Raw genomic sequence first — 12,329 nt, forward strand, 5'->3', positions numbered from 1 at the left:
AAAATTTTAAGACATATAATTAATAAAATAATATATAATACCTTAATATCAATATTCTGATTTTACTTTTTCATGACATAAAATCAAGGGTACTGGTTGTTTTATCGGTTATGTTCTGGTAAGTATTCTGATAAAAAAATTTTTAATTAAAAATTTTAAAGATTACTTCATTAATTACTGTAAAAAGTCCGGAGATCATATAGTTCTGCCTGGAAGGAATAACCGGGATTTTCAATTTAAAAAGAGAAAGATTTGATAAAATGACGGAATATGCCAGACCAAAAAACCCTTATCTTGTACCTGTAATTATTTTTTGTGTTCTGACATTTGTTTTTTCATTTGTTATCTTTTTGCCTGTTCTGTTGCAGTTAGATATGATGGATTGGGGATATGCCATAAGCTTTGTTTCTTTTTTTATGGCAATAGCATTTCTTGTAACCGCAATTATTATTTTCGGATTTTACAGAAGAGCCGATAAAATATTTTTAAGCAAGAACATCCTTGTCCAATGGAAGTATGAAAAATATTTGTGGTCAGAATTTACAAAAAAGGAATATATTGCTGATAAAAAAGAGAAAAAATTTCTTTTTCTGACTATTCTTGTTTTCATAATAATAATTTCAACGATTTTTATTTTAATAAACAGGGAAGTCTGGAAGTTCTTTTTAATTGTTTTTTCAGCATTGACCATTGTTACTGCAACATTGTCTTTTCTGGTGCCTGCGCTGAAGAAAAGAAGTTATTTAAAAACATTTCCACAGGCCTTTATTTCTTTAAATGGTGTTTATTTAACAGGGGAGTTTCATATCTGGGATTATCTTACTGCGAGAATGGAAAAAGCTTTTGTTGATGAAGAAAATATGCTTGTTAAAATAAATTACTCTTATTCGACCAGTTATCAGAAAGCATATAAAGAAATAAGGATTCCTATTCCTGACGGCAGGCTTGATGAGGCATTTAAAGCGGTTGAGAAGCTGAAGGTAAAAAGAAAAATTAAAAAAATAAAATAGTGGTTATGTAAATGACTGAAAGAATTAATAAGGCATTTAAAGAATTAGGAATCAAGGAAGAACTCTTAAGGGCAATAAAAGAGCTTGGGTTTGAACAGCTGACTCCGATACAGGAAAAAGCAATTCCTGTTTTAAAAAAAGGCGACAGCGATTTTATAGGTCTTGCTCAGACAGGCACAGGCAAAACGGCTGCATTCGGAATACCCCTGGCTGAACTTGTTAACATTAATTCAAAAAACATCGAGGCTCTAATACTTGCTCCTACAAGAGAACTGTGTATGCAGATAGCAAACGATATTGGGAATTACTGCAGATATCTGAAGCAGATTAAAATAGCAGCTATATATGGTGGTGCCAGCATAGAGACACAGATAAACAAAATAAAAAAAGGAGTCCATATCGTTGTTGCCACACCTGGCAGGCTTAATGATCTGATAAGACGCAAAAAAATCAATATTTCCAATATAAAATATGTCCTGCTTGATGAAGCTGATGAAATGCTGAATATGGGTTTCCAGGAAGATATTGATGCTATTCTTGACCTTGCACCAAAGGAAAAACATACCTGGCTGTTTGCGGCAACCATGCCTGATGAGATACATAAAATAACAAAAAAATATATGAATGATCCTGTTGAACTGACAATAGGAGTCAAAAATGCGGCTGCTGAAAATATTGAGCATCTTTATTGCGTGATTCATGAAAAAGACAGATATACTGCACTGAAAAGGATAATTGATTTTAATCCTGATATTTTTTCGATAGTTTTCTGCAGGACAAAGGCAGAAACACAGGAAATAGCTGAAAAACTTATAAAAGACGGTTATAATGCGGACTCCCTTCATGGCGATTTAAGTCAGGCACAGCGTGACAAAGTAATGAAGCACTATCGCAACAGAAATCTGCAGCTTCTTGTCGCCACGGATGTAGCTGCCAGGGGAATAGATATAAGTGATGTGAGTCATGTTATAAATTACCGGCTACCGGATGAGATAGAGATATATACTCACAGGAGCGGAAGAACTGCAAGAGCAGGAAAATCAGGAATTACCATCTCTATTATAAATATTAAGGATATTGGCAGGATAAAAAAGATAGAAAAACATCTGAATAAGAAATTCATATATACAAAAGTTCCTGACGGGGTAGAAATCTGTGAGCAGCAGATGCTATCAATGATTAAAAAAATAAAGAAAGTGGAAATAAACCATGCAGGAATCCAGAAATATCTCGGTTTTATTACTGAAGAATTACAGAATGTAGACAAGGTCGAACTTATAAAAAGAATAGTATCACTTGAATTTAACCGTTTTCTTGATTATTACCGTGATGCAAAAGATTTAAATATAGATTTCTCGAAAAAGGATCGCATAAAACAGAAAAACTCCTCATCAAAAACTGCAAGCATTTTTATAAATCTGGGAAGTATGGATGGTTTCAGCAATGGAAAAATGCTTAAATACCTTAAAGAAATAACCGGGCTGTCCAACGATATTTTCGGAAGGATAAACATTAAAGGAGTATATTCTTTCATTGGCCTGAAGAATGATGAGTATCTTGATGATATTCTGCAGTCTTTTCAGAGAGAACTTTACAGGGGAAGAAAAGTAAGAGTAGATGATAACTCCATGGGAGGAAAAAGCAAAGGCGCTTATCCGGCAAAATCATTCGATGGTTCCAGAGTCAGAAAGCGGAAAAAGAAGTATTAAGCCTGGCAAATACCTGCACTCATATAGAATTCTAATTAATAATTGTGTAAATCTATCATATAAATCATGTGTCTGAAAAATATCCCGATTTGTCATTGACTTATAAAAAGTGAGCATTAAAATGTTATGCTTGTGTGTGTGCTTTTTTCTTGTGGTTGCCAGGAAAAAATCTTAATTATTAACTGGTTTTAAGCAGCTGTTTGAAAAAATCTCTACAGGTTTTTAATTTTTAAAGTTCATTATTATGATTTCCTGAAATCTTCAATCAGAAGGTGTTTTTATGGATACTGAGCGAAAAATTATTCTGAACGATAGCCTGAGAAAATTATTATTTAAATTCTCAGTTCCGGCCATAACAGGTCTGGTGTTCAGTGCTTTATATAATGTGGTAGATACTCTTTATGTAGGCCATGGTGTCGGGCCTATTGCAATAGCCGGTCTTGCAATAGTTCTGCCTATTCAGATTTTGATGTTTGCAATCGGTTATATGATAGGCATAGGTTCGGCTTCGATAATTTCCCGCTCTCTTGGTGCAAAGGACAGGAGCAAAGCAACTCTGACTGCAGGAAATGCCATGATAATAAATACTGCTATAAGTATTTTGCTTATGGTAGTCTGCTATTTTTTCATGGATAAAATGCTGATGTTTTTCGGAGCCTCCAGAGAAGTTTTGCCTTATTCGAAGGATTATCTCTCAATAATAATATTCGGATTTATTTTTTATCCATTTGATGTTCTTGGCAACAATCTTATAAGATCTGAGGGAAGGCCCAGGGCAGCAATGTATTCCCTGATTCTGGGAGCTGTGCTAAATATAATTCTTGATCCTGTATTTATTTTTGTTTTCAGGATGGGAGTAAAAGGAGCTGCGCTTGCTACGGTTATAAGCCAGATAATAAATATGATTTATATACTTGCATATTTCGGCTTAAGTAAAAGTGTTTTTAAATTCAATCTTAAAATGTTCATACCCAAGCTGAAACTTATATGGGAAATACTCAGGATAGGATTTCCTTCTTTTTTAATGAGTATAGTTGACAGTGTTATTTTCATACTATTTAACAGGACAATAATGCATTATGGCAGCGATATGCATATTGCCATAATAGGAATTGCAATCAGAGTTATGGATATAACGATAATGCCAATAATAGGCATAGCTCAGGCATTTTCAACTATTGCCAGTTTTAATTTTGGTGCAAAAAATTACGCAAGGGTGAAAAATATCCTTAAAGAAGCGATTATATGGACAACGGTAATCTCTGCGTTTTCCTTTATAGTGATTTTCGGATTTCCTGGTTTTCTTTTAAGGATATTCAGCAGCGATAAAAGTATGATAGATATTGGTATTCTTCCTATAAGAATAGTATCATTGTTTTTTATAACACTGGGTATCCAGATAGTCGGCGGTACTTTTTTCCAGGCAATAGGCAAGGCAATTCCCGCCTTGATCCTGAATATATCAAGACAGGTTATTTTCTTTATTCCTTCAATTATAATTCTTCCATTATTTATGGGATTAAACGGCGTATGGTTTTCAATGCCTTTAAGCGATATCCTGTCAACAATTATGACAATTATCTTTATTTTTTATGAGCTTAAGGTTATAAGAAAACTTCAGCTTGATAAAGACCTGAGACTTGAAACAAATTAAAATATTTCTATTTTTTATCAGAGACCAGCACCCCGCCTTTGGAAATATTTGTTCTGGGCATATCAATAAATAAAATATGAACCATTTCTTTCTGCACTTTTCCGACTTCAGAGATGGCATCTGTAATCCTGGAAGCCATTTCTCTTTTCTGGTCTTCAGATCTGCCATCTAAAAGATAGATATTTACATAGGGCATTTTTGCCTCCTTCACATGAATTCAATTGAATAATTTATAAAATAATTTAATATTATTAATTATAAAGCCGGTTAAATAAAGAGTTTTATTTATAAAGGCTGTTTACTGATAAAAATATTTAACATTTATTAAAAGAAAGACAGGTGCCAGATTGCTGAATCTGCAATTAATCAGGAAAGAAGAAATATCAGATAATATATATTCTTTTTATTTTAAAAATACTGATCTGCTAAAATGGAAAGCAGGCCAGTATATTCAGCTGATTATTCCGCATGAACAACCGGATAACAGAGGGATAAAAAGATTTTTTACGATTTCTTCAGCTCCTTTTGAAGAAACAATAGTTATTACGACAAGAATAGAGACGGTAAATTCATCTTCTTTCAAGAAAGCATTAAATGAACTGAAATCCGGAAGTATAATAGAATGCTCCCAGCCTAACGGAAAATTCATTTTAGAAGATTTAAGCATAAAAATTATATTTATAGCCGGCGGAATAGGAATAACACCAATAAGATCGATTCTTGCCGATATGTTTCATAACAGAAAATCATTTAAAGCCGATCTGCTTTATGCGAACAGAGATGCTGATTTTGCTTTTAAAAATGAGATTGAAGAAATTTCTGCTTCACTGGACAATTTTAAAATACATTATTTTATTTCCCCCAGGCGTATCAGTGAAGAAGAGCTCGACAAGATTTATGAAAACTATGATAGTAAAATCTACTATCTTTCAGGACCTGTAAATATGATTAAGGCAATAGAAAAAATCTTTTATGAGAAAGGTGTTACAAAAGAAAATATCAGGACAGATTACTTTCCGGGATACAATTAAATGATCTTTTAGCCATATAATTGCATAATGGCGAAAACTCTGACATGTTGAAATAAAATAATAAAAAATTTAATATTGTTTTTAACAGATAACTAATAAAAGAGGAGAGGGAAAATGACAAAATTATTGGAGATTTATAAATGTGAAGTGTGCGGCAATATAGTTGAGATGCTTCATGGAGGTTTCGGAGAAATGATTTGCTGTAAACAACCCATGAAACTATATGAAGAAAATACCGTTGATGCTGCTTTGGAAAAACACGTTCCGGTTTTTGAAGTTGCTGACAATACTGTTAATGTAAAAATCGGAAGTGTCCTGCATCCGATGGAAGAAAAGCACTATATCGAATGGATAGAAATCATCGATGAAGACGGAAGGGCTTACAGAAAGTTTTTAAAGCCTGGAAATGAGCCGGTGGCGCAGTTCTGTATTAAACCGTCCGGCAGGCTTACCGTCAGGGAATATTGCAATCTTCATGGATTATGGAAAGCCTAATAAGCTAAATGGACATATTTGAAGAGCTCGAAAGCATTTACAGTTACTATAATGACAGAAAATATGTCCATCCTGACCCGCTTGAATTTCTTTATGATTATAATGATCTGAAAGACAGGGAAATCGTAGGGATAATATCTGCTCTTCTGGCTTATGGGCGTGTTGCCCAGATATTAAAAAGCATAAAAATTATTTTAAAGGAAATGCAGAATCCTTATGATTTCCTTGTTGGCATCAGCGAAAAATATTTAAAAGACTTATTTAAAGATTTCACCCACAGATTTACTACTGGCAATGAAATAGTTTTACTGCTAACTGCATTAAAAAAAATAATAAGCGGATATGAAACAATAGGCCAATGTTTTTACAGTGTTTATGACGAAAATGATAAGAATATTTTTAACTCATTAAACAGATTTATAAAAATCCTTGGCAATGAAATAAATGGCAAATTCAACTCTCTTGTCTCCAAACCTGATGGCAGCAGCGCTTATAAAAGATTTAATCTTTTTTTAAGATGGATGACAAGAAAGGATAATGTTGATCCTGGCGGCTGGGACTTTATTCCGAAATCAAAACTCCTGATACCCCTTGATACGCATATGTACAGGATTTGCTGCGCCCTCAGTTTTACCAGGAGAAAACAGGCGGGAATAAAAACCGTCATAGAGATAACTGATTGTTTCAGAGAAATTAATCCGGAGGATCCGGTAAAGTATGATTTTGCATTAACAAGAGTCAGCATGCATGATAAGGAAAAATTAATTACTTTATTTAATAATTGTAAAAACTTTTGATGATTATTATATTTAAATATATTTAGCTATTTGTGCGGATTATTTGTTACAATAATTTGAAATAAAATAATACGATTGATGTAAAAAGAACTGAAAGGAGCTATTAATGGGTCGCAAGCTTAAGTATCTGATGATTTTTATAACAATACTTGCCCTGTCTGTTGTATTAATCCCTTCCAGCCTCGGAGCTGATTCTACCGCTCAGGTAAGAGCTTTTGTTACAGGTTTTTATGTAAATTGTCTTGGAAGATCCCCGGACGCCCAGGGACTTGATTCATGGACAAGCCAACTTGTAAATAAAGTAAAAACAGGTTCAGACGTTGCCAGAGGCATAGTTTTAAGTGATGAATTTGCAGGAAAGAAATATGACAACGACTCTTTTGTTAAGATAATGTATAAAGCTTTTTTTAACAGAGATGCAGACAGTTTGGGATACAACACATGGCTTAAAAAACTTAATTCAGGGACATCCCGCGAAAAAGTTCTGGATGGATTTCTTCAGTCTCAGGAATTTGCATCTCTATGTTCGGCATATGGCATAATTCCCTATGCCGGTGCCTCTGCTTCTACAGGCTCAACATGGCAGCAAAGCGGACTGGGAAGCGGCAGCGGTTTTGCTGCAGGCAATAAAGTCAACTTTATTTTATGGGGCGATGACAGTGCTTTTGACAGGCCCGGAGGCAGAGTAAGCGGAAGAACAGATATCAATATATTTGTACATCTGAATCTTGATACAAGAAAAGCTATTCTTGTTCCCATACCGAGAGATACCTGGGCAGCAATACCTGGATATAAGACGCAAAAAATAAATGGCGCCCATGCAATAGGCGGAAATGCTCTTGCTGAAGCTGCATTTGAAAACTTTACAGGTATACCGATTGATTTTTATGCTGTTACTGATTTTGACGGATTTAAACCGCTGATTGATTTCTTTGGCGGAGTGACGGTTACAGTGGAGGAGGATATTGCTGACAGTTTTTCAGGTTGTTATCTTACAAGAGGGACTCATCATATAAACGGGGAACAGGCTCTTGCTTTGTGCAGGGCAAGACATGGCAGGTCTTTATACGGGGGCGGAGCCTATGCAAGGGAAATGCAGGCAGCCATGTTGCTTATCAATCTTATGCAACAGAAAAAAGATATGGTAAACCTGTCAAATCTTCCTGATTTCCTTAACAGGCTGACCGGCTTTATCTGGACCAATATTTCCATTGATCAGGCAAGACAGATCCTGCCGGTACTTACTTCCATGGGTGAGGGAGATTTTTCAATACAGAGATTTGATTCCTGGCCCCAGAGGTTTGGTTCTGCAAGCGCTGTGGGATATAATGCTGCTACCAAAAACCAGTTTTTCTCATGGGTAGCCAGCCAATAGGCAGCAATCTTCATATATCTGATATAAATAAATATAAATAGAAACTGGCCCGGAAACATCAAAACCAGCCGGGCCAGTTTTTTATTTTCAATTTTTTTATTGAAAACTGCTGATTTTATATTAAATATTTGTGAAAATTCAATTAATTGATTTAAAATAAGTTCAATAATTATTAATCAAATCTCTGGAGGCAGCCATGCTTGTCGATATGTCTTACGAAGAATTATTAAATTACTTACCCGCGCAGTACAAGGAAAAAGATTTTGAAGATTTCTGGATAAAAACTCTGGAAGATACAAACTCTGAACCTTTAAATGAGCAGATAGAGCGAATAGACTATGTAGTTGAGCAAATTGAAGCTTTCAAAGTATATTTTGACGGATTTTCAGCAGGCAGGATATGCGGCTACTACCTGCTCCCAAAAACAAAACCACCCTTTCCGGTAATACTTTATTTTCACGGTTATGGGGATAACAAGCAGAAAATAAATTACTATCTTAAGTGGCTTTTAATGGGATATGCTGTTTTTGCAATAGATATAAGAGGGCAGAATGGGGAATCCTTTGATGGAAGAACATACCCTCCGCCATCGGCAATAGGCCTGATGACAAAAGGTGTTTTTTCCAAATACGATTATTATTACAGATTTGTATACATGGATTGCGTAAAAGCCATAAATTTTCTGGAAAAAAGAAATGAAATAGATATAAAAAGACTATGTCTTACAGGTTTAAGCCAGGGAGGGGGACTTTCACTGGCGACAGCTGCGCTTGACAGCAGGCCAAAACTCGTAATTGCGGAAGTCCCTTATTTATGTCATTACAGAAGGGCAGTAGAATGGGCGGAAGAATTTCCCAATGTAACTTATTCGGAATTCAGGAGCATAATAAAAAAATATCCTGACAGGGAAAATGAGATGTACAGGACTCTTAGCTATTTTGATAATCTTAACCTTGCGGATCGTATTAAATCTTATACGATTGTATCTTGTGCAATGAATGATATGTGCACTCCTCCCTCAACAATATTTGCGGTTTATAATCAGATTAAAGCAAAAAAAGAGATGATAACCATGCCGTATTATGGTCATAGCTGGGAGACTTTTATAAACTTTGAGGAAAAAAGACTGGAAATTATAAAAAAATATCTCTGACAGACAAGTTTATTTTCAAGGGAATTTTTATATAATTAATTGTTTTATTTGTACTTCCATTTTGTGAGAATATTTTCTCTGTCAAATACCCTGACTGTGATTTTTAATATCAGGGGGCAGACAGCAATAAATACAATGCAGGCTATAATAAGATAAATAATATTCATCAGGAAAAGTCCTGCAATCTGCATGCCTATTATTACGTAAATAGGAAGAATGACTGCAGAACCGATGCCCTGGGCTGACCTTAAGTCAGTTGTTTTTGACGAAACGATTATGCTTATCATTATTATTATAAAGGAAATTGCCGGGCTTAGGACAAATGCCACTATGCACCACTCAGCATTAGGTAGTATCAGATAACCTAATTTCGGATAAGAAAGTATATCCAATGTCGCTGACAACAATATAAAATTAAAAGTAGATATTACTATTGAAGGTATAAAAGAAGTCAGTGTTTTTCCCAGCAGCAGTTCTTTTGTCTTAATCGGAGTGGCAAGAAGAGGCTCAAGAGTCCTGCTTTCTTTTTCAAGAGTTATGGATGTGGGAGCAATAAGACTGGGTATCATTGCAGGCACCAGAAGTAAAAAAATCAGAAGCTGTTTGCTCAGGAAAATTATCATTGCAGAAAACGGGTCATGACCAGGCAGTAATTTTGATAATTTTTCTGCTGAATCAGGATCTGAAGTGATACCTGAGCTTCCTGTTGTTATCCCGATTGGCAGAATAATGCAAAATACAATACTAAGGATAATTGTCGGCGTCCATATGCTTTTATTTTTAATTACTTCTTTTATTTCTTTTTTAAATATTATGAGAGCATTTCTCATTTGATATCTATCCTTTAATCAGTTCCAGATATATTTCTTCAAGGCTTTCCTTCTTCTCATTGAAATATATTATTTCAGCACCATTGTTTACAAGTTCTCTTATGAGAAGAGGATTATTTTTTTCAAAATCTTCTATGTCAAGAACTATTTCTTCATTTTCAATATGATAATTTATGCAGTTTTTATATTTTTTCAGAATGCCGGTTATCCTCTCATCAGATTTTTTTAACTTCAGAATAAAAGTCCTTATGTTTTTTAAATTTTGCAGCTCATTTAAGGATGCTGTTTTGATTATTCTGTTTTTTATTATGCAAACTGTATCGCAAAGAGTTTGTGCTTCTTCAAGATTATGCGTACAGAGAAAAACCGTTGTTTTATTGCTTTTCAAATTTTCAATGAATTTTCTTACCATAAAGGCGCTTTCAGGATCAAGACCGGCAGTTGGTTCATCCAGAAACAATATTTTTGGTTCATGTACAAGAGCTCTTGATATTGCCAGCTTCTGTTTCATCCCTTTGGAAAAGGTGGCAACCATATCGTTTCTTCTTTCCCATAAATCAAACATTCTGAGAAATTTTTCGATGTTTGATCTTGTTTTCTGCTCTTCTGTTTTATAGAAACTGGCAAAATATCTGAGATTTTCAAAAGCTGATAATTTCTCATACATTCCCGGTGATTCAGTAAGAATGCCGATTATTTCCCGTATTTTCTCGGCATCAGCTAATGAATCCATTCCATCAATCTCAATAGTTCCGGAAGAGGGCCTGATAAGAGTAGCAAGCATCCTGATCGTCGTAGTTTTTCCTGCTCCGTTGGGTCCCAGGAATCCAAAAATTTCACCGCCCGCTATATTAAAAGAGATATTGTCTACAGCAGTTACTTTTTCAAATTTTTTTACTAATTCCCTGACTTTAATCATTTAAAACCTTGCTGATGATATTTAAATGTAAGCGATATCTTATGAATATAATATATTACTAGGGAACATAAAAAACAATTTGATTAAAGAGATAAAATATATTTAAAATTAGTAATCAGTAGTATTTCATTTTTATAATATCAGGAATCCGGGAGACATAATGGACAGAAATCTGGCTTTTGATCTTTTAAAAAGAAAAGTTAAAAATAAAAATTTAATCAAACACAGTCTGGCAGTAGAAGCAATAATGAAAGAAATTGCCGGCGATCTTAACGTAAAAGGTTTTTCCATTAAAGGAAAAGAGGGAAGGTTTGATGAAGATGTCTGGGCGATAACGGGTCTTCTTCATGATATTGACTATGAAGAAACTGCAGATGATCCTCTTAATCACTCACTTGTAAGCGCAGAAATCTTAAAAGAAGAAGGATATGATGATGAAATAATATACTCAATAAAAGCGCATAATGATGTTCACGGTATTCCTTTGAAAAGTGAAATGGATATAGCCTTATTTTCCTGTGATCCTGTCTCCGGACTGATCGTGGCATCAGCGCTGATAAAACCTGAAAAAAGTCTTTTTGCCATAGATGCTGAGTTTGTTATGAACAGGTATAAGGAAAAATCTTTTGCAAAAGGAGCTAATAGAAACGCGATGCTCTCATCGGAAAAGCTCGGATACAGTCTTCAGGAATTCTTTGAAATATCCTTAAAAGGGATGCTTAAAATCAGCAGGGAACTTGGTCTTTAAGCACAAATAATGTATAGCAATTTTTAAAAAGACTTTCTTGACATCATTAATGCTTTTTATTACATTAATTTATTGAAGATACTTTCTGAGCGTTATGCAGCAAATCTTGATCCTTGGTATTCTTACAATGTGCATGTCATTGCTTATGATATCAGGAGATCTTGATATTTCTATAGGAAACATGACAGGACTTATTGCTATTATTTTCGCAAGAATGTTACTGGCAGGTGTAAGCATCTTTGCAGGCGTTATTACGACTCTTGTGCTTGGCTTGTTCCCTGGGTTTATAAACGGAGTCATAATTGCAAAAAGCAAGGTAACTTCACTTATTATTTTTCCGGGTATGAGTTATGTTTTTCCGGGCATTGCTTTGACAGTCGGTGAAGGAAGACCTCGGGCAATAACCGGAAAATTCAGTTTTCTTGGAGAAGCCAAGATGGGCGAAGCGGTTTCGGTTCCAATAGTTATATTCTTTACAATATCTCTTTTTGCCTTTTTGCTAAGAAAATATACTGAATACAGAAGACGATTTAATGCTATTGGTATAAATTCTTATGTGTAGATGCTGTAATGAGTACAATTATTGTTGCAGTTACGTAATAATAAGT

At 34.6% G+C, this 12,329-nt stretch carries 13 protein-coding genes; 10 read left to right on the top strand and 3 right to left on the bottom strand.

Translation table 11 applies throughout. The features are described 5' to 3' along the window. Positions 1–260 precede the first annotated feature (260 nt). From GXZ93_04780 to GXZ93_04790, 3 genes are all read left to right on the top strand, one after another. Complete coding sequence (locus GXZ93_04780; GenBank protein ID HHT79094.1) at positions 261–1,010, top strand: hypothetical protein; 750 nt, start codon at positions 261–263, stop codon at positions 1,008–1,010. 11 nt (positions 1,011–1,021) lie between these two features. Then, positions 1,022–2,719 (top strand): DEAD/DEAH box helicase, encoded by a 1,698-nt coding sequence (locus GXZ93_04785; protein HHT79095.1) that lies wholly within the window; start codon positions 1,022–1,024, stop codon positions 2,717–2,719. 280 nt (positions 2,720–2,999) lie between these two features. Continuing rightward, complete coding sequence (locus GXZ93_04790) at positions 3,000–4,373, top strand: MATE family efflux transporter (protein HHT79096.1); 1,374 nt, start codon at positions 3,000–3,002, stop codon at positions 4,371–4,373. A 7-nt stretch (positions 4,374–4,380) separates the two neighbouring features. On the opposite strand, the gene GXZ93_04795 is transcribed toward GXZ93_04790, so the two are convergent. Next, the gene (locus tag GXZ93_04795; GenBank protein ID HHT79097.1) at positions 4,381–4,569 is read right to left on the bottom strand and encodes a 4-oxalocrotonate tautomerase; all 189 of its coding nucleotides are present in this window, start codon (positions 4,567–4,569) and stop codon (positions 4,381–4,383) included. 151 nt (positions 4,570–4,720) lie between these two features. On the opposite strand from GXZ93_04795, the gene GXZ93_04800 reads away from it, so the two are divergent. From GXZ93_04800 to GXZ93_04820, 5 genes are all read left to right on the top strand, one after another. Further along, positions 4,721–5,404, top strand: a complete 684-nt coding sequence (locus GXZ93_04800) for an FAD-dependent oxidoreductase (GenBank protein HHT79098.1) — start codon at positions 4,721–4,723, stop codon at positions 5,402–5,404. Between the two features lie 114 nt (positions 5,405–5,518). Continuing rightward, entirely contained in the window at positions 5,519–5,899 is a 381-nt protein-coding gene (locus tag GXZ93_04805) for a desulfoferrodoxin (GenBank protein HHT79099.1), read from the top strand. An 8-nt stretch (positions 5,900–5,907) separates the two neighbouring features. After that, a complete protein-coding gene (locus tag GXZ93_04810) occupies positions 5,908–6,696 on the top strand; it encodes a TIGR02757 family protein (GenBank protein ID HHT79100.1) in 789 nt (262 codons plus the stop codon). Between the two features lie 106 nt (positions 6,697–6,802). Then, on the top strand, positions 6,803–8,071 hold the full coding sequence (locus GXZ93_04815) for a DUF4214 domain-containing protein (protein ID HHT79101.1): 1,269 nt from the start codon (positions 6,803–6,805) through the stop codon (positions 8,069–8,071). A 196-nt stretch (positions 8,072–8,267) separates the two neighbouring features. Then, on the top strand, positions 8,268–9,224 hold the full coding sequence (locus GXZ93_04820) for an acetylxylan esterase (GenBank protein HHT79102.1): 957 nt from the start codon (positions 8,268–8,270) through the stop codon (positions 9,222–9,224). Between the two features lie 44 nt (positions 9,225–9,268). On the opposite strand, the gene GXZ93_04825 is transcribed toward GXZ93_04820, so the two are convergent. Together GXZ93_04825 and GXZ93_04830 are read right to left on the bottom strand one after the other, a co-directional pair. Beyond that, positions 9,269–10,054, bottom strand: coding sequence for an ABC transporter permease subunit (locus GXZ93_04825; protein ID HHT79103.1), 786 nt, complete (start codon positions 10,052–10,054; stop codon positions 9,269–9,271). Between the two features lie 7 nt (positions 10,055–10,061). Further along, positions 10,062–10,973, bottom strand: a complete 912-nt coding sequence (locus tag GXZ93_04830; protein ID HHT79104.1) for an ABC transporter ATP-binding protein — start codon at positions 10,971–10,973, stop codon at positions 10,062–10,064. 160 nt (positions 10,974–11,133) lie between these two features. Between GXZ93_04830 and GXZ93_04835 the strand changes: the two genes are divergently transcribed. Continuing rightward, complete coding sequence (locus GXZ93_04835) at positions 11,134–11,721, top strand: HDIG domain-containing protein (GenBank protein HHT79105.1); 588 nt, start codon at positions 11,134–11,136, stop codon at positions 11,719–11,721. Positions 11,722–11,827: 106 nt separating this feature from the next. Further along, a complete protein-coding gene (locus GXZ93_04840) occupies positions 11,828–12,283 on the top strand; it encodes a hypothetical protein (GenBank protein ID HHT79106.1) in 456 nt (151 codons plus the stop codon). The last annotated feature ends 46 nt before the right edge of the window (positions 12,284–12,329 follow it).

This window comes from Actinomycetota bacterium (assembly GCA_012837825.1).
GTDB lineage: Bacteria > Actinomycetota > Humimicrobiia > Humimicrobiales > Humimicrobiaceae > Humimicrobium.

Excerpts from the sequence above, each read along its gene's own strand:
- GXZ93_04780 (HHT79094.1), top strand. The coding sequence starts at position 261 with ATGACGGAATATGCCAGACCAAAAAACCCTTATCTTGTACCTGTAATT.
- GXZ93_04785 (HHT79095.1), top strand. The coding sequence starts at position 1,022 with ATGACTGAAAGAATTAATAAGGCATTTAAAGAATTAGGAATCAAGGAA.
- GXZ93_04790 (HHT79096.1), top strand. The coding sequence starts at position 3,000 with ATGGATACTGAGCGAAAAATTATTCTGAACGATAGCCTGAGAAAATTA.
- GXZ93_04795 (HHT79097.1), bottom strand. The coding sequence starts at position 4,569 with ATGCCCTATGTAAATATCTATCTTTTAGATGGCAGATCTGAAGACCAG.
- GXZ93_04805 (HHT79099.1), top strand. The coding sequence starts at position 5,519 with ATGACAAAATTATTGGAGATTTATAAATGTGAAGTGTGCGGCAATATA.
- GXZ93_04810 (HHT79100.1), top strand. The coding sequence starts at position 5,908 with ATGGACATATTTGAAGAGCTCGAAAGCATTTACAGTTACTATAATGAC.
- GXZ93_04815 (HHT79101.1), top strand. The coding sequence starts at position 6,803 with ATGGGTCGCAAGCTTAAGTATCTGATGATTTTTATAACAATACTTGCC.
- GXZ93_04820 (HHT79102.1), top strand. The coding sequence starts at position 8,268 with ATGCTTGTCGATATGTCTTACGAAGAATTATTAAATTACTTACCCGCG.
- GXZ93_04825 (HHT79103.1), bottom strand. The coding sequence starts at position 10,054 with ATGAGAAATGCTCTCATAATATTTAAAAAAGAAATAAAAGAAGTAATT.
- GXZ93_04830 (HHT79104.1), bottom strand. The coding sequence starts at position 10,973 with ATGATTAAAGTCAGGGAATTAGTAAAAAAATTTGAAAAAGTAACTGCT.
- GXZ93_04835 (HHT79105.1), top strand. The coding sequence starts at position 11,134 with ATGGACAGAAATCTGGCTTTTGATCTTTTAAAAAGAAAAGTTAAAAAT.